Origin of the sequence: Leucobacter shiyiweii, from assembly GCF_052446065.1 — a bacterium.
Lineage (GTDB): Bacteria > Actinomycetota > Actinomycetes > Actinomycetales > Microbacteriaceae > Leucobacter.
In genome coordinates this window covers 923,065-941,120 of record NZ_CM127080.1, presented here as the reverse complement: position 1 = coordinate 941,120, position 18,056 = coordinate 923,065, and the positions used below count along the sequence as shown (strand labels likewise).

Sequence of the window (18,056 nt, the reverse complement as noted above, 5' to 3'; positions counted from 1 at the left end):
TATGTCCCTCTCCAATCGTTCGTCGCACTGAGACCTGAAATGAAGCAAATACGACACGATATATGATCCTCGTGCTATCATTGGCGAGTGGAAATTCAGGACCTCAGAGCATTCGTCGCCGTCGCGGAAGAACTGCACTTCGGGCGAGCGGCCGAACGCCTCCATTTGGCGCAGCCTCCGGTAAGCCGCACCATAAAGGCACTGGAGAAGGAACTGGGCGCGGAGCTGTTCCACCGCACGACGCGCTCCGTGGAGGTCACTGCGGCCGGGGAGGCTCTGCTCGGCCCGGCCCGCCGCATTCTCAACGAACTCAAGCATGCCGCGCACGATGTGCGCGCCGCTCAGAGCGGCGAACTCGGGCATGTCGGTATCGCCTTCGCTGGCGCCTCCACACAGATTCTCGTCGGCCAGCTCTCCCGCGCTGCGCGTCTCAAACATCCAGACCTATCCCTCGAGCTCTCCAGCCAGAACTTCGCCCAGCCCGCCATCAACCGGCTCCTGAACGATGAGGCGGACATCTCCATTGGCCGCTGGGACTACGTCCCAGCCGGCATCAGAACCCGCACTCTGATCAACGAGCAACTCGTCGTCGCCGTCCCGAAGACCCACACCTTGGCCGGCGCTGACTCGGTCCACATGGATCAGCTCTCCGCCGACTACTTCGTGACGCTCCCCCCGCAGCCCGGATCAGTACTTACAGACCGGCTGCTCCGACTCAGCCACGCTGCCGGCTTCGACCCCCTCATCGCGCAGGTCGCCCCCGACACCTGGACGGCGCTGTCACTCGTCGCAGCCGAGGTCGGCATTCATCTCACGATCTCATCGGTCGCAGAGAACACCCACACCGACGGGTTCTCCTTCCTCCCGGTCGCAGACCCATTCGACGAGGTGCTCCTGCGCATGGCCTGGCGCGCCGATTCGCGGAACCCCGCACTCGCCACGGTGCTGGCACTCGCCGACGAAGTCCTGTAGGCGCCGCCAGCTGTACTGCGCGCATACCCAACTGCCTCACCGGTCGGCGGCCGCCTCGATTCCTCTGAGCTAATCGATCTGGATGGTCGTGGGCGCTTCGCCGGAGAAGTCGAGCTTCGGGACGGACTCACTGAGACCCGGCGTCTCGGTAGCGGCGATGGTCAGCCAAATGCAGCCGACGAGTCAGGTCGAGGGCTCCAGCGACGTCCACAGCCAGACCGTGAGCGCGAACCCGATCAGCGGGCAGACCAGGTGCAGCAGGACGCCTCCCTTCGCGCGGTTCCCCGTCCTGTCTTTCCGGAGGAACTCGTCCTTGATGGCTGACAGGTTTACCATCGCGAACGCCGCGAGGGCGCCGAAGCTGATCATAAACTCCGCCGTATTCAAGTCGAGTACCAGGCTGGCCAGTGCGAACACCGACACGACGATCACTACGACAAACGGTGTGCTGAACCGGGGTGCAGCTTGGTGAGCGGCCGGGGCAGCACACCGTCGCGCCCCACAGCGATTAGCAACCGCGAAACGGATGCTGTCTTCCCCGCAGGGCAGCCACCTGGCTTATCTGCCGTGTACGGTGTCGAGGGCGTCGCGGATGCCGCGCACGATGGTGCGGATCTCCTCGGCCGTGACGATGAAGGGCGGGGAGATCTGGAGGATGTTGTTCGGGAGGTTCCGCAGGTGCACGCCGCGACCTTCGAGGACGGCGACAACGTCGAGCCCGGAGACGCCGTCGGCGAGGTCGACGCCGCCCATGAGTCCGATGTGCCGTACGTCTTTCACGCCGGGGTGGTGGCGGAGCTGTTCGAGTTCCTCGACGAGGACCGGTTCGAGCTCGCGGACGCGGCCGAGGAGGTTCTCGCGCTCGATGATCTCGAGGTTCTTGAGTGCGACAGCCGCGACGGTCGCGTGGCCGGAGTAGGTGAGGCCCTGGTGGAAGATGGGCGCGTCGTTTCCTGCGTAGAACTGGCTGGATACGCTGGGGGCGACGATGACGCCGCCCAGGGGCAGGTAGCCGGAGGTGATGCCTTTCGCGAAAGTGATCATGTCGGGTTCGAGATTGAAGCGCTCGGACGCCGTCCAGGTGCCTAGACGACCGAAGGCGGTGACGACTTCGTCGGCAATGACGAGGAAACCGAACTCTTTCGCGAGTTCCTTGATCCGCTCGAAGTAGCCGGCCGGGGGCGGAACGAGACCGCCGACGCCCATGACGGGTTCGGCGATGAACGCGGCGATCTTCTCTCCGCCGTGTTCGCGGATGGTGCGCTCGGCGGCGTCGATGTCCCACTGATCGACGAGCAGTGTCTCCGGGATGAGGGTGCCGGGGCCGAAGCCGTCGCTGTTGAAGGAGAGGCCTGCGACGCTGGTACCGTAGGCGTGGAGACCGTGATAGCCGTCCTGACGGGATACGACGGTGAGCTTCTCCGGCTGTCCCTGGAGCTGCTGGTGACGGCGTGCGAGTTTGAGTGCCAAGTCGACGGAATCGGATCCGCCGCTGGTGAAGATGACCTTGGCGTCGTCGAACGGGGCGAGCGTCGCGATCTTGTTCGCAAGTTCGAGTGCCGGCTCGTTCACGTACCGGCCGAAGATGTGCCAGGTCTCGAGGGTGCGTATCTGCTCGGCGGCGGCCTGTGCGATCTCGTCCCGGCCGTGGCCGATGTTGGCGTACCAGAGGCCGCCGGCGGCGTCGAGGAGACGGTCCCCGTCCGCAGTGGTGATGTAGGCGCCGTCGCCTTTGACGATGACGGTCTGCGGGTTCGAGAGCACGGTCGGCATGTGCGCCTGGGCGCTCCACAGGGCGTTGGTCTGGGGCATCTGCATCCTCCTGGGATCGTGTGTGTGGTTCGGGCCAGCCGTTGGGGTGCGGCGCGTGACCCAAGCGTTCAGCTGTAGTCGAAGAAGCCTGTGCCGCTCTTGCGCCCGAGCTCTCCGGCAGCGACCTTGTCGCGCAGGATCTGCGGGGGTGCGAAGCGCTCGCCAAGCGTGGAGGCGAGGTACTCCGCGATGCCGAGCCGCACGTCCAGACCGACGAGGTCGGTGGTTTTGAGCGGGCCGGTGGCGTGCCGGTACCCGAGCACCATCGCCGCATCGATGTCCTCGGCCGAAGCGACGCCCTCTTCGAGCATCCGCATCGCTTCGAGTGCGAGGGCGACGCCGAGCCGGGAGCTCGCGAAGCCGGGTGCGTCATGCACGACGACGGGGGTCTTCCGCAGCCCCTCGGTCCACTCTCGCGCTGCGGCGACGAGGCCGACGCCGGTCTGCTCGCCGACGACGACCTCGATCAGGGTGGAGGCGGGAACCGGGTTGAAGAAGTGCAGCCCGAGGAAGCGGGACGGGTGGGAGAGTTCTGCGGCGAGCTTCGTGACCGACAGCGACGACGTGTTCGTCGCGATCGCGGTGGTCTCGGTGACGCGCCCCTCGATCGCGCGGAGGGTGTTCACTTTGAGCTCGAAGTCCTCTGGGACCGCCTCGATCACGAGGTTTGCTTCTCTCAGGAGCTCGTAGTCCTCGGACACGGCGAGGCGCCCTAGGAGCACGTCGAGGGCGGGGGCCGCGGGATCCTTCGCGACCGCTTTCTGCGCGATGTCATCGAGCCGCGCCCGGGCGGCGTCCACCGACGCGGCATCGCGTTCGAGCACGGTGACCTGCGATCCGCCGATGGCGAGGCTGAGCGCGATGCCCGCCCCCATCCGTCCGCCTCCGACGACGGCGATGTGATTCGGCAATGCCATGGGTTCAGCGTCCTTTCCGCGCGTTGCGCTTCAGCAGAAAATCATCCATGCGCCGGGTCTTCTCCGGGGATTCGAAGAGCAACGCTTGCGCAAGGTTGTCGATGACCGGGTGCGCCGCCCGCGGCGCGTGGATCACCTGCTTGGTCACCTGGATCGCCAACGGGTCGAAACCGCCGATACGGTCCGCGAGCGCGTTCGCCCGGTCCAGGAGCTCGTCCGGCTCGCAGACTTCGCCGACCAGCCGAATCGATAGCGCCTCGTCTGCGGTGAGGACGCGGCCGGCGAGCAGGATCTCTTTCGCGACGGGCTCGCCCACGAGCTCGACGAGCCGCCAGCATGCCCCCGCGGCGGCTATGATGCCGAGGTTGGGTTCGGGGTTGCCGATCTTCACCCGCGTCGTCGCGATCCGGAAGTCGGCGGCGTAGGCGAGCTCGGCGCCGCCGCCGAGGGCATAGCCGTCGATCGCGGCGATCACCGGCATCGGCAGGGCAGCAATCCGCGCGAAGATGCTCGAGTTGATCCCGCGCAGGGCGTCATGACGGCGCCGGTCGCGCAGCTGGGAGATGTCCGCGCCGGAGGCGAAAATGCCGCCCTTGTCGGTGCGGGTTCCCGTCAGGATGAGGATGCGCGGTTCGCGCTCGAGCTGGTCGCAGACCTCGTGGAGATCATCCACCATGGCCTGGTCGATCGAGTTCAGTGTCTGAGGCCGGTTCAATCGCACGATCGTGCGATCGCCGTTGTGCTCGGCCGTGAGCGTTTCCACCAAGCCCCACCTCTTTCGGATCGCGTCCAGGCACACTCAGTCCTGGTGCATGTCATGTTCCAGCTTGGTGCGAAATCCAATAACACACAAATACCTAATAGATCCTATTTCATGACACTATCGTCATAAAATCTCACATGGACTCCACTGGGCGCGGTAGAGCATTATTAATGCCAGCGCATGAGCGGGGGCGGATTTGGTATTGGACGCGACATGAATAGTGAGCAACAGTGATAGTCGAGGATCCGTGCGCACTGGTGCGCGCGGAGTTCCGCGATCACACACCGAACAATGAAGGAGCGTCGTCGCACATGGGTGTCTACACGACAGTGAATCCTGCAACCGGCGAGCAGCTGGCCGAGTTCCCCGAGATCACCAACAAGGAGGCACGGGAGGCTCTCGATCGCGCCGCGGAAGCCTATCCGCAGTGGCGGGATCGCGGGCTGCAAGAGCGGGTCGCCCTGGTCAAGCGCATCGCCGCGCTCCACCGCGAACAGCGGGAAGAACTGGCTGCGCTCATCACGCTCGAGATGGGCAAGCCCATCGTCCAGGCGCGTGGCGAGGTCGATCTCGTCGCGAACATCTACGACTATTATGCGGACCGCGCCGAGCAGTTCCTCGCGGACGAGGTGCTCGACATCTCCGGCCCCGGCACCGCCATCGTGAAGACCGAACCGGTCGGCGTCCTGGTCGGTATCATGCCGTGGAACTACCCCTATTACCAGGTGGCACGGTTCGCGGCCCCGAACCTGATCCTGGGCAACACGATCCTGCTCAAGCACGCGCGCAATTGCCCGCAGTCCGCCCTCGCTATCGAGCGGGTGTTCCGCGAGGCGGGGCTGCCCGATGGCGTCTACGCGAACGTGTTCGCCAACAACGGTCAGATCGCCGAGATGATCGCCGATCCGCGCGTGCAGGGCGTCTCTCTCACCGGTTCCGAGCGGGCGGGCTCAGCGGTCGGCGAGGTCGCCGGGCGGCATATGAAGAAGTACGTGCTGGAGCTCGGTGGATCCGACCCGTTCATCGTGCTCGACGACGCCGACCTCGACGCGGCAGCCGCCGCAGCCGCGGTCGGTCGCTTCGCCAACGGCGGGCAGGCCTGCACCGCGTCCAAGCGCTTCATCGTCCTGGACGCGGTGTACGACGCGTTCCTCGAGAAGTTCATCGAGCAGAGCCGCGCGTACGCCACAGGCGATCCGTCGTCGGACGAGACGAAGCTCGGCCCGCTCTCCTCCACCGCCGCCCGCCACGATCTCGTCGAGCTGGTCGACGACGCCATCGACCGCGGCGCGAAAGTCCACCTGGGCGGGGAGGCCCCCGACGCACCGGGCGCCTACTATCCGGCGACCGTGCTGTCAGGCGTGACCAAAGACATGCGCGCCTACGCAGAGGAACTATTCGGCCCGGCCGCGGTCGTGCACCGCGCCGCGTCCGAAGAGGAAGCGGTCCAGATCGCCAACGACTCCCCGTTCGGTCTAGGCGGCACGGTCTTCTCGGGCGACCTGGAACGGGCGCAACGGGTCGCCGACCGGATCGAGACGGGCATGGTCTGGATCAACAGCACGAGCAAGACAGCCCCGGATCTCCCGTTCGGCGGGGTCAAGGCCTCGGGCGTCGGCCGCGAGCTCGCGCATTACGGCATCAACGAGTTTGCCAACAAGAAGCTCGTCCGCGTCCCTGAGGCCACGAAATAGTACGCCGCGTGGCGGAGTGCACCACCGGAGCGATTCGAGGGATACACTCCGCCACTTCGCATGCCCCATCCCCATGCCCAGGCTGCACTCACAAGAAGTAACCTCGGGCAGGGCTCGGATCTCTTAGCCGATGGGGCCGGGCGTGCCGTACGCGCAGCATGAGCGGCATTCCGAGTCGCTTCATTTGACGTGCGTTCCGAGACCGTGTTCAGGGCCCCGCGGGTACATGACGTGCCGAGGACGACCTTTGGGCACCCGAAAGGCGAGACCGCGCACGCAGCGTTCGAAGAGGCGCCGGAGTTGACGGGTCACCTGGTCCTCGAAGCCTCCGTGGTTGACATCGGCGAACCAGCAAGTGGGCTGGCGAGCGGGCGAGAAGCTAGTCGACGGGTCGAACAGCATGAATCCTCGCGCGCATGTTCGTTCATACCGATGCGATAAAGAACATCCGTATTTCGGTGGTACCGGTGATCGCTGTGTCGAGCGATGCGACCCGAGAATCGGATTAACGTCTTGGCCGATCGGCCCCAATGGTTGCTCGCTACGATTGCCGCAGTCAGGAGCGCCGGGTAGACCGAAACCGCCTCTAGCCTAGGGCGGGCTGATCCCAGATCGGCAGCAACGTGCCAATGTCGCGGCGCTGCGCCTCCCAGAGGAGTTCGGTCGCCCAAGCGACGTCTTCGGCCGGGATCCCGCCGATGGAGAAGAAGGACGGCCGTGCCGGATCGTAGCCAGGTGCCCTGCCGTCGACGATGTCCCCGAACTCGGCGATGTCGGCAACGTTCAGGCGCCCGTCCAGGAGCATGTCCTGGTATTTGACACCGAGAGCCCCGAGTTGCTCGTGATACGGAGGGCTGAAGTTCGCGACGTAGGCTTCGTAGAGCGGAGTGTGGTCGACGACGTTACGAGCGCCAGTGCACAGGAACCCGGCATCGACTTGGATGTTCGAGGTCGCCGCGACATACGCACCCGGGCGCAGCCACTCCGGGTCGATGACCGGGTAGTTTGCGACGCCGGACAGACCGGTCGCGGCGACCGTGACGATGTCGGCCTCGGTGACCGCCGACCGGATCGAATCGACGATCTCCACCTCTTGGATCTGGGGGAACTCGGAGCGGACGAGTTCCTGGAAGCGCTGCGCGTTCCGGCTCGTGAGCGAACGCGCCGCGATCCGGACGCGGGCGATGGCGGGCCGTGTCACTAGGATCGCCCGGAACGCAACCTGGTTGATGAGCCCGGGGCCGATCACCGCGACCGAGTCAGCGTCCGTTCGGGCGAGGTGCAGAGTGCCGGCTCCGACGACCGCGCCCGTACGATAGGCGCTGATCAGGTTTCCCGGCATCACGGCGATCGGAGCGCCAGTCTCGGTGTCATTCAAGACCACCAGGTGCATAGACCGCGGCAGACCCTTCTCGCTGTTCTCGATATTCGAGCCATACCATTTGAGGCCAGTCGCACGATACTTCCCACCGATGTATGCAGGCATCGCCATGAAGCGGCGGTCCGAGGTATGGCGCGGCATACCGGGGAATGCCGGCTCGAGGGGGAAGTCGACCTTGATCCCATGCGAACTATGATTCGGACCACCCATGCGGTAGTCGCCGGTCGCGAGCAGCGAGAAGACCTCGCACATCGTGTCGATACAACGTGCCATGTCCGTGGCGCCGACGTCGATGATCTCGGGCTCGCTGAGGTAACGCAATCGGAGAGAAGTGTCGTGCATCGTTGCCCTTTCCTGCCCGCGGTCTCACCGCCGGGTGCCGTATTGGATATTGCGATGCTAACCTTCGATAACGTTTCCAGAACGCAAAAGAACCGCTTTTATTCAGACTAATAGCGCATGAATCTAGTGAGAACTGGTATCGAGGGACTCTTCGATTCGTTCCCCGGAGCTGGAACACTGAGGTCACCAGCTAATTTCACAACGGCTGCACGGTGCCGTGCCGCACGAGGAGAATCGATGTCCAGCACTGAGCAGGCGTCCGTCGCCGTCATCGGGATGGGCACCGTGGGTGCCATGGCCGCCTGGCAGCTGTCGAAGCTGGTGCCCGGACGCATCATCGGCATCGAGCAGTACGGCGTCGCGCACGCGTACGGCGCGTACGCCGGGGAGTCCCGCCTGTTCCGCACCGCAGCCTACGAGGGCGAGCACTATACTCCGTTGCTCGTCCGGGCGCAGCAGCTGTGGCGAGAACTCGAGCGAGAATCGGGGCAGAGCATCTACTTGCAGGTCGGAGCGCTCACGATCGCCCCCGGCGCTTCTCCGAAGATCGCTGGAACCCTCGAGGCCGCCGAGCGCTTCGTCCTCCCCCACGAGCATCTGGTGGGACGCGAGCTGCGACGTAGGTTCCCGCAGCACGACTTTGACGATGGCGACGAGGCGATCCTCGATCTCGGCGGCGGCGGCCTGCGCCCCGAGCGCGCCATTCTCACCGCAGCATCACTCGCCGAGCGCGGAGGTGCCGAGATCTGGGACGACACTCGGGTGCTCGGCATCGACGAGCAGCACGGGAGGCACCTAGTGAGCACCACCCGCGGCGACATTCTCGCCGAGAAGGTTGTCATCGCCGCCGGCCCCTGGAGCCAGCAGATCCTCCCTGAGTTGAAGACGTTCACGAAGGTGAAGAGTGTGCCGCTCACGTGGTTCATGCCGAAACGCGTAGACCAGTTCCTTCCCGAGCGGTTCCCCGTCTTCGTGCGGGACCGCGGAACCACCCACCTGTTCGGCGCCCCGAGCCTCGAAGGCTACGCCGTGAAGATCAGCCGTGCCGCGTTCCCGGACTGGCCGCTCGTCGACGACGTCGCGCAGCTGCAGCGTGAGCACACCCGGACTGAGCTCGCGCAGACCTCCGAGCTGGCGACCTGGTACTTTCCGGGCCTGCACCCGGAGCCGGTGCGCCACAGCATCCACCCGGACAGCTACACGGCCGATCTCACCCCGATTATCGACGCCTCGCCCGACGGCAGCCGCGTCGTCGTGTCCGGGCTGTCGGGACGGGGCTTCAAGTTCGCGCCCGCCCTCGGCCGTATCGCCGCTGACCTGATCCACGCAGGCGCCAGCGAACTCTACGACCCCGGCCGGTTCAGCCTCGCCGCTCACTACCGCGCGCTCGACCACTGACCACACGGGCGGACCGGGGCTCCTGCCGCTGCGCATCGCGCACGCGCCGGGAGCACAGTTCGCCATATTCATGAGAACCCCTTGAGAAGGAGAAGCACCATGCAGGAAATCACTCGCGACGTCGTCATCATCGGCGCCGGTCCCGCGGGACTCACCGCGGCGCGGCGCCTGAGCCAAACCGGGAAGACAGTCGCCGTGCTCGAAGCGCGCGACCGCGTCGGCGGCCGCACATGGTCGGACACGATCGACGGCTCCTTCCTCGAGATCGGCGGCCAGTGGATCGCGCCCGAACAAACCGCGATCCAGGATCTCGCGGCGGAACTCGGACTCGAACTCTTCCAGCGCCACCGCGACGGCGATTCGGTGTTCATCGACAAGGAGGGCAACCGCCACCGTTTCACCGGCGACTTCCCCGTCAAGCCGGAGACCCTCGAGGAAATGCGCAAGCTCCGCGCAGAACTCACCCGACTCTCCCTCGAAGTCGACCCAGCCGCCCCGTGGGAGCACCCCCGCGCCGCCGAGTACGACGAGATCACCTTCGACGCCTGGCTGCGCGCCCAGAGCGACGACGCCGAGGCGCGCCTCATCATCGGCAACTTCATCTCGGGGGCGATGCTCACCAAGCCAAAGCACTCGTTCTCCCTGCTGCAGGCTATCTTCTTCGGCGCCTCGGCCGGGTCGTTCGAGAACCTCGTGGACGAAGACATCCTCCTCGACAAGCGCGTCGTCGGCGGCATGCAGAGCGTCTCCATCCGCATTGCCGAAGAACTCGGCTCCGAAAATGTCTTCCTCGACAACCCGGTGCGCGAATTGCACTGGGAGGACACCGCCGAAGGCGCCCCCGCCACGGTCACCGCGATCACCGACCACCTCCGCGTGAGCGCCCGCCACGCGATCCTCGCGGTACCGCCGAACTTGTACTCCCGCATCCAGTACGTTCCGGCCCTCCCCCGCATCCAGCAAATCGCGCACCAGCACCACTCGATGGGCCTCGTCATCAAGGTCCACGCTTCCTATGACCGCCCATTCTGGCGCGAGCAGGGCCTCTCCGGCACCGGGTTCGGCTACTACAACGTAGTCCAGGACATCTACGACAACACGAACCACCGCGACGAGCGCGGCACTCTCGTCGGATTCATCGTGGAGCACGACGCGGAGAAGGTCTGGGCGCTGCCCGAAGATGAGCGCCGCGAGACGATCCTGAACTCCCTCGCCGAGTATCTCGGCGACGAGGCGCGCAACCCGCTCGCGTTCTACCTCTCCGATTTCGGCGCCGAGGAGTGGACCCGGGGCGCGTACGGCACCAGTTACGATCTCGGCGGCCTGAGCCGCTGGGGTGCGACCCAGAACCAGCCCGTCGGCCCGATCTTCTTCGCCAGCTCCGACATCCAAGGTTTCGGCTACCAGCACGTCGACGGCGCCGTCCGCATCGGGCAGGACACCGCCGCCCGCATCCTTGAGGCGGACGGCGCAGCACAGTGACCACCACACAGCGCGAGCCCGCCGCGACCACCAAGAGCCTGACGCTCAAGGGCCTCCAGAAAGGGAAGATCGGCGCCTTCGCCGGGGCGATCATCGGAATCGCGAGCATCGCCCCGGCTTACACCATGACATCCGGGAACGGGCCGACGATCTCGGTCGCCGGCCTGCAGACCCCGTTCATCCTGCTCATCGGATGCATCCCGATGATGTTCGTGCTCATGGGCTACCGTGAGCTCAACTCCTCGATGCCGGACTCGGGCTCCACGTTCACCTGGTCGTCGCGTGCGTTCGGGCCGTGGATCGGCTGGCTCGCCGGGTGGGGGCTCGTCGCGTCGACCGCCCTGGTACTGTCGAACCTCGCCGCGGTCGCCGTGGATTTCTTGTTCATCGCGCTGTCGCAGATGTTCGAGAACCCCGACATCGCCGACCTCACGGGCAATCTCTGGGTCAACATCCCGGTCGTCGCGATCCTAACGGGGATCGCCGCGTACATCTCGTATCGAGGCGTCGAGGAGACCAAGCGCGTTCAATACGCGCTTGTGGGCTTGCAGGCCATAGCCCTCGCCTGGTTCGTGATCGCAGCGGTCGCCAAGATCGCGAACGGCGAAGCCTACGACTACACCCCGGTGAGTCTGGAATGGTTCAACCCCGCGCTCCTCGGATCCGACGGGTTTAGCTTCAGCGCACTCATGGCCGGCCTCTCGCTGTCGATCTTCATGTTCTGGGGCTGGGACGTCATCCTCACGATGAACGAGGAGACCAAAGATCCCCGCCGCACTCCCGGACGGGCCGCACTGCTCACCATCGCCATGATCGTGATCACCTACCTCACCGTCACAATCGTGCTGCTCAGCTACACCGGCATCGGCACGACAGGGCTCGGGGCCGGAAATCCGGACATCCAAGAAGCGCTGTTCGCCGCCCTCGCCCCCGAGGTAATGGGACCATTCGCACTGATCATGTCGCTCGCCGTCTTCGCGAGCTCCGCCTCGGCGCTCCAGGCGACGCTCGTGTCCCCCTCCCGGACCTTGCAAGCGATGTCACATTACGGGGCCGTGCCGAAAACCCTCGGCAAGCTCTCCAAGTACCAGACACCCGGCGCCGCGACGGTGTGGGCGGCGGTCGCCTCTGTCACCTTCTACGTGCTGATGCGCCTCGTTTCCGAGGACGCCCTCTGGGACACCATCACCGCGATGGGCATCATGGTCTGCTTCTACTACGGCATCACCGGCTTGGCAGCGTTCTGGTACTTCCGCGGCACCTGGTTCGCTAGCATCGGGAACTTCTTCCGACGCTTCCTTCTCCCGCTCCTCGGCGGTATCGCGCTCGTCGTCATGTTCGTCAAGACGCTTTACGACTCCGCCACCGACCCGGACTTCGGGTCCGGGAACATGCTTTTCAGCACCACCCTCCCCGACGGCTCTACCGATGGCGGCGTCGGAGTCGTCTTCGTCGCCGGCGTCGCCATTATCGGCGGCGGCATCATACTAATGGTGATCTACTCCCTCATAAACCCAGGATTCTTCAAAGGCAAGGAAATCGAAGTCGGATCGGTACGCCAGGAAACCGATATGACACCTTTTGATGCCGCAGCAGATCACGCCTCAGCAGAGCGAGAAGAGCACTTGCAACATGAAACCGGACGCTAGTCAAGGTTACTCAAAAGTGTTATTACCGCAATACAGTCTGCATGTTCAATGCATAGAAATAACATAGGAGAGAACCAATAGCGGTAGGCGTCGGGCGGGTAGGAATTTCCTATCTCTAACCATCTAGTGCGATTCCCACACTATCGCCGTGGCCGACACAGGTGAAGAGTTCACCTCGGAGCAAGGACGTTTTACTGGTGGAAACGAGAGTTCCACTCATGGCCCGGCATCATGTCCTGAAATCAGCAACCGAGAGAACCGCATACCGTGAAATCAAGATTGTTGCGGTCCGAAGCGGTAGCTTACGCGTGTTGGTTGACAACTATGAAACCCTTGCGCACACCGGTGACATTACAGTTCTCCCCGCAGAGACTGTATTCCATGTGGTCCCGGTGCCCCAAGCCTCAATTACATGCATCTACTTAGACCCAGAATATGCGCTTGATCTAGTCTATTGGCAGTATCGCGGCCGACTCTCTCACCGCGCAGAGGCGCACGTCTTTGCTGAACGTTTATACGGTGACATGCGAATTATCGTGCGGCTTGGCAAACGCCTTAAGAAACTGGCACCGATTCTCGACGGAATGGTTGCGCTGAGCAGAACGAGTGATTTTGTCATACATTCAAACCAGATGCAGGCACACTGGTTCACCCTTGCAAACGCAATTTCACGCAGTATTGGTGGACCGGAGGCATTTCCGCCCGCCGGGTCCGACCAAAGGCTCCGTGCGACGCGCCCGACGCCGATCAGACCTGAGGTACTAAAGGTCGAAACGCTCCTGCGTGAGAGGCCCGAATTTGAGTGGACACTTAGAGAGCTGGCCAGGCGAGTTAGTCTCTCGCCGGGTCATCTCTCTACACTGTGCACTCGAGCCTGGGGCTATCCGCCAAGGACCCGATTGCAATTGATCCGGGTTGAGATGTTGGCAAGGTTGCTGCAGGAGACAGACAGCACAGTCGAGCATTGCATTCATCTTGTCGGATGGAGAAGTAGTTCGCATGCCTCGAAGCTTTTTCGTACAGTTATGCAAGTCTCGCCTCACGAATATCGGATCGCGCGTAGGCGTGATACTTCTGTGACTTTGGGGGCCGAAATCGTTGGTCTTGGGGCCCGTAGCGAGGCAGTTTGAAAGAGGACACTTCCATCTTGGAAGTGATTAGCGGTAAGCCAGATATTCCATAGTGTCGGGGTCACTGCTACGCCTGACGAACGGTACCCTCCGAACGTCACTTGCGTCTTCTGTTCTCCTCGTCGCACCTTATCGCCAGTACTCAAGGTGAGAAGGAGTTAGCAACATGAATGATCTCGATCAACGGCTCATGCTGCTCGGCAGACTGTTGGGCACTGTCCGTGGCCTGCCTACCGCTGCGATGTATCTTGCCAGACATGGAGTGCCCGTCTTTCCATGTGCGTCTGGATTCAAACGCCCAATAGTGAAAGGCGGTTTCACGGCAGCAACCGTCGATGTTCGGCAGGTTGAAACCTGGTGGCGTCGGTGGCCTGACGCAAATCTAGCCGTGCCGACCGGTGCGGCGTCGGGTCTTGATGTCGTGGATGTGGATCGTCACAGCGACAGCGACACCGGGCTTCTGTCGTTCGGTCGCGCTCGTGATGCCGGGCTGCTGAGCGGCTGGTCCTCGTTGGTCGAGACGCCCTCAGGCGGCTTGCACATTTACTTTCCTGCCGACCCGAATCGGCCGCAACGGATCTGGCAGGCGGCGTCTGCGCAGGTCGATTTTCGTGGCGATGGCGGGTATGTGCTCGTGCCACCGTCGAGGGTGCGGCAGAAAGATGGGACACTCGGCGCATACGTGCTGCGCTCGACCAGCCCAGCCCCCACCGCTCCGGTGGATGCGCAGCGGTTGCTCGAGTTGCTCGCACCGCCTAAGCCTGCCCGCGCCCGCCCGGTGCCGAGCACGCCTCGTGAAGCGCGAAACAGTGATGCTGGGCGGGCCAGATGGGTGGCGGCGCAGCCCGAGGGGAACCGGAACTGGGCGTTGTACTTCATGTCTTGTAGGATGACCGAGGACGGCATCGCCAAGGAGTAGTGCCCCGTAGAGTGGTGTAACGATCCCGGCCAGCAAACGTAAGCGTGGCCACCGGGATCTTCCTTCGAGGAAACTCTCACATCCCACTCGAAAGGTGTCACACCGATGACCACTCCCTCTATTGTCGACCCTGTCACTGTCCTCGCCAACGCTCTGGGCGACGCGTCTCCTGACCTGATGCGTACTCTGCTCCAAACCATGATCAACACGCTCCTCTCTGCAGAGGCCGACGCGGTCTGCGGTGCCGAGTACGGCAAACCCTCTCCCGAGCGCCTCAACTCTCGCAACGGATACCGCACCCGCGAGCTCGATACCCGTGTGGGAACCGTGGATGTCGCGATCCCGAAGCTCCGCTCCGGCACGTACTTCCCCGAGTGGCTCCTCGAGCGCCGCAAACGCTCAGAAGCAGCGATGATCACCGTCGTCGCTGACGCCTACCTAGTAGTGCCCCGTAGAGTGGTGTAACGATCCCGGCCAGTAAACGTCAGCGTGGCCACCGGGATCTTCCTTCGAGGAAACTCTCACATCCCACTCGAAAGGCGTCACACCGATGACCACTCCCTCTATTGTCGACCCTGCCACCGTCCTCACCAACGCGCTGGGCGACGCATCACCGGATCTGATGCGCACCCTGCTGCAAACCATGATCAACACCCTCCTCTCAGCCGAAGCAGATGCGATCTGCGGCGCCGAGTACGGGAAGCCCTCTGCTGACCGAGTGAATTCCCGCAACGGATACCGCACCCGTGAACTCGATACGCGTGTCGGAACCATAGACGTCGCGATCCCGAAGCTCCGCTCCGGCACGTACTTCCCCGAGTGGCTCCTCGAACGTCGCAAACGCTCAGAAGCGGCGATGATCACCGTCGTCGCTGACGCCTACCTCGCTGGCGTCTCAACGAGGCGGATGGACAAACTCGTGAAGACCCTTGGCATCCATTCCCTGTCGAAGTCGCAGGTCTCCCGAATGGCCGCCGATATGGACGAGCATGTGCGTGAGTTTCGCACGAGGCCGTTAGGTGAGGCCGGCCCGTTCACGTTCGTCGCGTGCGACGCACTCACGATGAAAGTGCGTGAGGGCGGGCGGGTGATCAACACCATGGTGCTCGTCGCGACCGGGGTGAACGCTGACGGGCATCGGGAAGTCCTGGGCATGCAAGTGGCGACCGCGGAGACCACGATGGCGTGGAACGGGTTCTTCGCAGACCTTGTCGCGCGCGGCCTCACCGGGGTGAAACTCATCACCTCTGACGCGCACGCTGGCCTCGTTGAAGCGATGCGCGCGAACTTCCCTGGGACGTCGTGGCAACGGTGTCGCACGCACTACGCTGCGAACCTGATGTCAGTGACCCCGAAGAGCATGTGGCCGGCGGTGAAAGCGATGCTGCATTCCGTGTACGACCAACCCGACCAGAAAAGTGTTGAGGCCCAATTCGACCGGCTCCTGGACTACGTCGAGGACAAACTCCCCGAAGTGCACGACCACCTCGATGCTGCCCGGGCTGACATTCTCGCGTTCACCACGTTCCCGAAAGATGTGTGGCAGCAGATCTGGTCGAATAACCCGAACGAGCGCCTGAACCGTGAGATCCGCCGCAGGACCGATGTGGTGGGGATCTTCCCGAACCGGGCCGCGATCACCCGCCTCGTCGGGGCCGTTCTTGCGGAGCAGTCTGACGAATGGGCCGAGGGTCGTCGTTACCTCGGTCTTGACGTTCTCGCGAGGTGCCGCCTCACGCTCGTGGGTACCGACACTATCGGCCAGCACCATGAGCTCCCCGAGCTCGGGGCCGCAGCATGAGCGCCCCCACTCCTGGGCTGTACTCCGACACCGTGAGTGAGCTCGTCGCGAGCATCTGCAATCACAACGAAAACTAGCCCCCACATCCTTGAAGGATCACGAAACGGTTACACCACTCCACGGGACTTGACCCGCCGGAGCTGTCGCGGTAGGTTATTGTCCACGCGGCTTAGACCAGCAGAAGGAGCGCGACAGTGAGCAAGGTGGACCTTTGGCAGGATGCGACGGCCCAGGCCGAACTCGTGCGCTCGGGAGAGATAAGCCGGACCGAACTGCTGGAGGCGACGATCGCTCATGTCCAAGCTGTGAACCCAGAGATCAATGCCGTCATCATCCCGCTCTTTGAGAAGGCGCGGCGTGAGAGCGAGTTGGCCTCCGGGCCCTTCGCTGGCGTGCCCTATCTTCTGAAGGACCTCACCGTCGTGAGCCAAGGCGATATCAACACGTCCAGCATCAAAGGCATGAAAGAGTCCGGCTACAGAGCCGACCACGATGCCTATTTCGTGCAGCGGATGCGCGCGGCGGGGTTCGTTTTGCTCGGCAAAACGAATACACCGGAGATGGGCAACCAGATAACGACGGAGCCCGAAGCGTGGGGCGCCACTCGGAACCCTTGGAACCTCGGACGGTCGGTTGGCGGATCCAGCGGCGGCTCAGGGGCTGCGGTAGCCGCGGCTCTGTCACCGGTTGCGCACGGCAATGACGCGGCAGGTTCCGTGCGCATACCTGCCAGCGTCTGCGGCGTCGTCGGCCTCAAGCCGACGCGTGGGCGGATATCCCCAGGCCCCTTGGTCACTGATTCAGACAACGTCGCAGGAACCGCCCATGAAGGCCTCTTTGCGCGAAGCGTGCGGGACATCGCGGCGTTACTGGACGTCGTCAGCGGCCATCGGCCGGGCGACACGTTCTGCGCACCGACAGCGTCACGGCCCTACGCCCAGAGCATAAGCGAGAATCCGGGCAGTCTCCGCGTGGGGGTCCTGACCCACAACCCCGTTGGCGACTTCGCTCTGGATCCGGAATGCGCCGCGGCGGCACGGGGCGCCGCTGCGGCGCTTGCCGCGCTCGGCCATGACGTGAACGACGCCTACCCAGAGGCGCTCGGCGATCGGTCCTTCCTCAAGGACCTCTCGCCGATCACCGACGTCGTGATCGCGCGAGAGATCGAACGCAACGGAGAACTGATCGGCCGGCCGCTGACGGAGGATGACGTTGAGTGGACCAGTTGGGAAATGGTCAAACGCGCAGACCAAGTCACGGGGCGCGCCTTCGCCGCGTGCGTGGACGAGCTTCGATACTACGCTGGGAAGGTGGAGCGTTGGTGGGAGGCGGGTTGGGACCTCCTGATCTTGCCGACTGTAACGCGTCAGACGCCGGAAATTGGGGAACTCATGCTCGCCAAGGGAACCGACTTGGAAGGGCGTCAGTCCGCCTTTATCTCGGGCAGTCTGCGGATGCTGGCCTTCACCGTTCCCTTCAACGTTTCGGGGCAGCCGGCTATCTCCCTCCCCATCGGCATGTCTAGCGATGGGATGCCGATTGGGGTGCAGATCGTCGCGGCCTATGGACGCGAGGACCTCCTCCTTCAGGTGGCCGCGCAGTTGGAAGGGGCGCTGCCATGGGTCGCTCGGCGGCCCCAATTGCTGAACCCGTCGCGGAAGATCCCAGCGGCCTGATGCTTGCGGGAGATGGGGTCCGGCCGACAGATACGGGCCGGGCCCAGGTTTCGTCCCCAACTGGCACCCCACACCGCCTTAGTGAAGGTCCGCCTCGGGGACGCCCCACAGCCGGATTGA

Annotated in this window: 14 protein-coding genes and 1 pseudogene; 10 read left to right on the top strand and 5 right to left on the bottom strand. The window is 63.9% G+C overall.

Translation table 11 applies throughout. From position 1 onward, the window contains the following. Positions 1 to 87: 87 nt before the first annotated feature. Positions 88 to 972: a LysR family transcriptional regulator gene (locus tag ACTNFJ_RS04450; protein WP_079941030.1), complete on the top strand. Its 885-nt coding sequence runs from the start codon at positions 88 to 90 to the stop codon at positions 970 to 972. A 183-nt stretch (positions 973 to 1,155) separates the two neighbouring features. Here the strand turns inward: ACTNFJ_RS04450 and ACTNFJ_RS04445 are convergent, their stop codons facing one another. From ACTNFJ_RS04445 to ACTNFJ_RS04430, 4 genes are all read right to left on the bottom strand, one after another. Further along, positions 1,156 to 1,404, bottom strand: a complete 249-nt coding sequence (locus tag ACTNFJ_RS04445; protein ID WP_228145539.1) for a hypothetical protein — start codon at positions 1,402 to 1,404, stop codon at positions 1,156 to 1,158. Positions 1,405 to 1,530: 126 nt separating this feature from the next. Further along, positions 1,531 to 2,784 carry an aminotransferase family protein gene (locus ACTNFJ_RS04440; RefSeq protein WP_253035956.1) on the bottom strand — a complete coding sequence of 418 codons (1,254 nt, stop codon included), beginning with the start codon at positions 2,782 to 2,784 and terminating at the stop codon, positions 1,531 to 1,533. A 68-nt stretch (positions 2,785 to 2,852) separates the two neighbouring features. Further along, positions 2,853 to 3,701, bottom strand: coding sequence for a 3-hydroxyacyl-CoA dehydrogenase family protein (locus ACTNFJ_RS04435; protein WP_079941037.1), 849 nt, complete (start codon positions 3,699 to 3,701; stop codon positions 2,853 to 2,855). Between the two features lie 4 nt (positions 3,702 to 3,705). Continuing rightward, positions 3,706 to 4,464 (bottom strand): enoyl-CoA hydratase/isomerase family protein, encoded by a 759-nt coding sequence (locus tag ACTNFJ_RS04430; protein ID WP_228145543.1) that lies wholly within the window; start codon positions 4,462 to 4,464, stop codon positions 3,706 to 3,708. A gap of 311 nt (positions 4,465 to 4,775) precedes the next feature. Here ACTNFJ_RS04430 and ACTNFJ_RS04425 point away from each other — a divergent pair, with 311 nt between their 5' ends. Continuing rightward, a complete protein-coding gene (locus tag ACTNFJ_RS04425; RefSeq protein WP_079941038.1) occupies positions 4,776 to 6,158 on the top strand; it encodes an NAD-dependent succinate-semialdehyde dehydrogenase in 1,383 nt (460 codons plus the stop codon). A 586-nt stretch (positions 6,159 to 6,744) separates the two neighbouring features. Here ACTNFJ_RS04425 and ACTNFJ_RS04420 read toward each other — a convergent pair. Further along, a complete protein-coding gene (locus ACTNFJ_RS04420; RefSeq protein WP_079941039.1) occupies positions 6,745 to 7,881 on the bottom strand; it encodes a tyramine oxidase subunit B in 1,137 nt (378 codons plus the stop codon). A gap of 237 nt (positions 7,882 to 8,118) precedes the next feature. Here ACTNFJ_RS04420 and solA point away from each other — a divergent pair, with 237 nt between their 5' ends. From solA to nylA, 8 genes and pseudogenes are all read left to right on the top strand, one after another. Next, positions 8,119 to 9,279: an N-methyl-L-tryptophan oxidase gene (solA, locus tag ACTNFJ_RS04415; protein WP_079941043.1), complete on the top strand. Its 1,161-nt coding sequence runs from the start codon at positions 8,119 to 8,121 to the stop codon at positions 9,277 to 9,279. A gap of 99 nt (positions 9,280 to 9,378) precedes the next feature. After that, a complete protein-coding gene (locus tag ACTNFJ_RS04410; RefSeq protein WP_079941045.1) occupies positions 9,379 to 10,761 on the top strand; it encodes a flavin monoamine oxidase family protein in 1,383 nt (460 codons plus the stop codon). Next, positions 10,758 to 12,410, top strand: a complete 1,653-nt coding sequence (locus tag ACTNFJ_RS04405) for an APC family permease (RefSeq protein WP_079941046.1) — start codon at positions 10,758 to 10,760, stop codon at positions 12,408 to 12,410. The genes ACTNFJ_RS04410 and ACTNFJ_RS04405 overlap by 4 nt, the downstream gene beginning before the upstream one ends. Before the next feature lie 218 nt (positions 12,411 to 12,628). Further along, a complete protein-coding gene (locus tag ACTNFJ_RS04400) occupies positions 12,629 to 13,540 on the top strand; it encodes a helix-turn-helix transcriptional regulator (protein ID WP_079941048.1) in 912 nt (303 codons plus the stop codon). A gap of 166 nt (positions 13,541 to 13,706) precedes the next feature. Further along, positions 13,707 to 14,459 carry a bifunctional DNA primase/polymerase gene (locus ACTNFJ_RS04395; protein ID WP_435907651.1) on the top strand — a complete coding sequence of 251 codons (753 nt, stop codon included), beginning with the start codon at positions 13,707 to 13,709 and terminating at the stop codon, positions 14,457 to 14,459. Positions 14,460 to 14,564: 105 nt separating this feature from the next. Further along, positions 14,565 to 14,900: pseudogene (locus ACTNFJ_RS04390) on the top strand (transposase); the annotation flags it as partial. 109 nt (positions 14,901 to 15,009) lie between these two features. After that, the gene (locus tag ACTNFJ_RS04385) at positions 15,010 to 16,260 is read left to right on the top strand and encodes an IS256 family transposase (protein WP_193591830.1); all 1,251 of its coding nucleotides are present in this window, start codon (positions 15,010 to 15,012) and stop codon (positions 16,258 to 16,260) included. 194 nt (positions 16,261 to 16,454) lie between these two features. Beyond that, on the top strand, positions 16,455 to 17,936 hold the full coding sequence (gene nylA, locus ACTNFJ_RS04380; RefSeq protein ID WP_433647797.1) for a 6-aminohexanoate-cyclic-dimer hydrolase: 1,482 nt from the start codon (positions 16,455 to 16,457) through the stop codon (positions 17,934 to 17,936). The last annotated feature ends 120 nt before the right edge of the window (positions 17,937 to 18,056 follow it).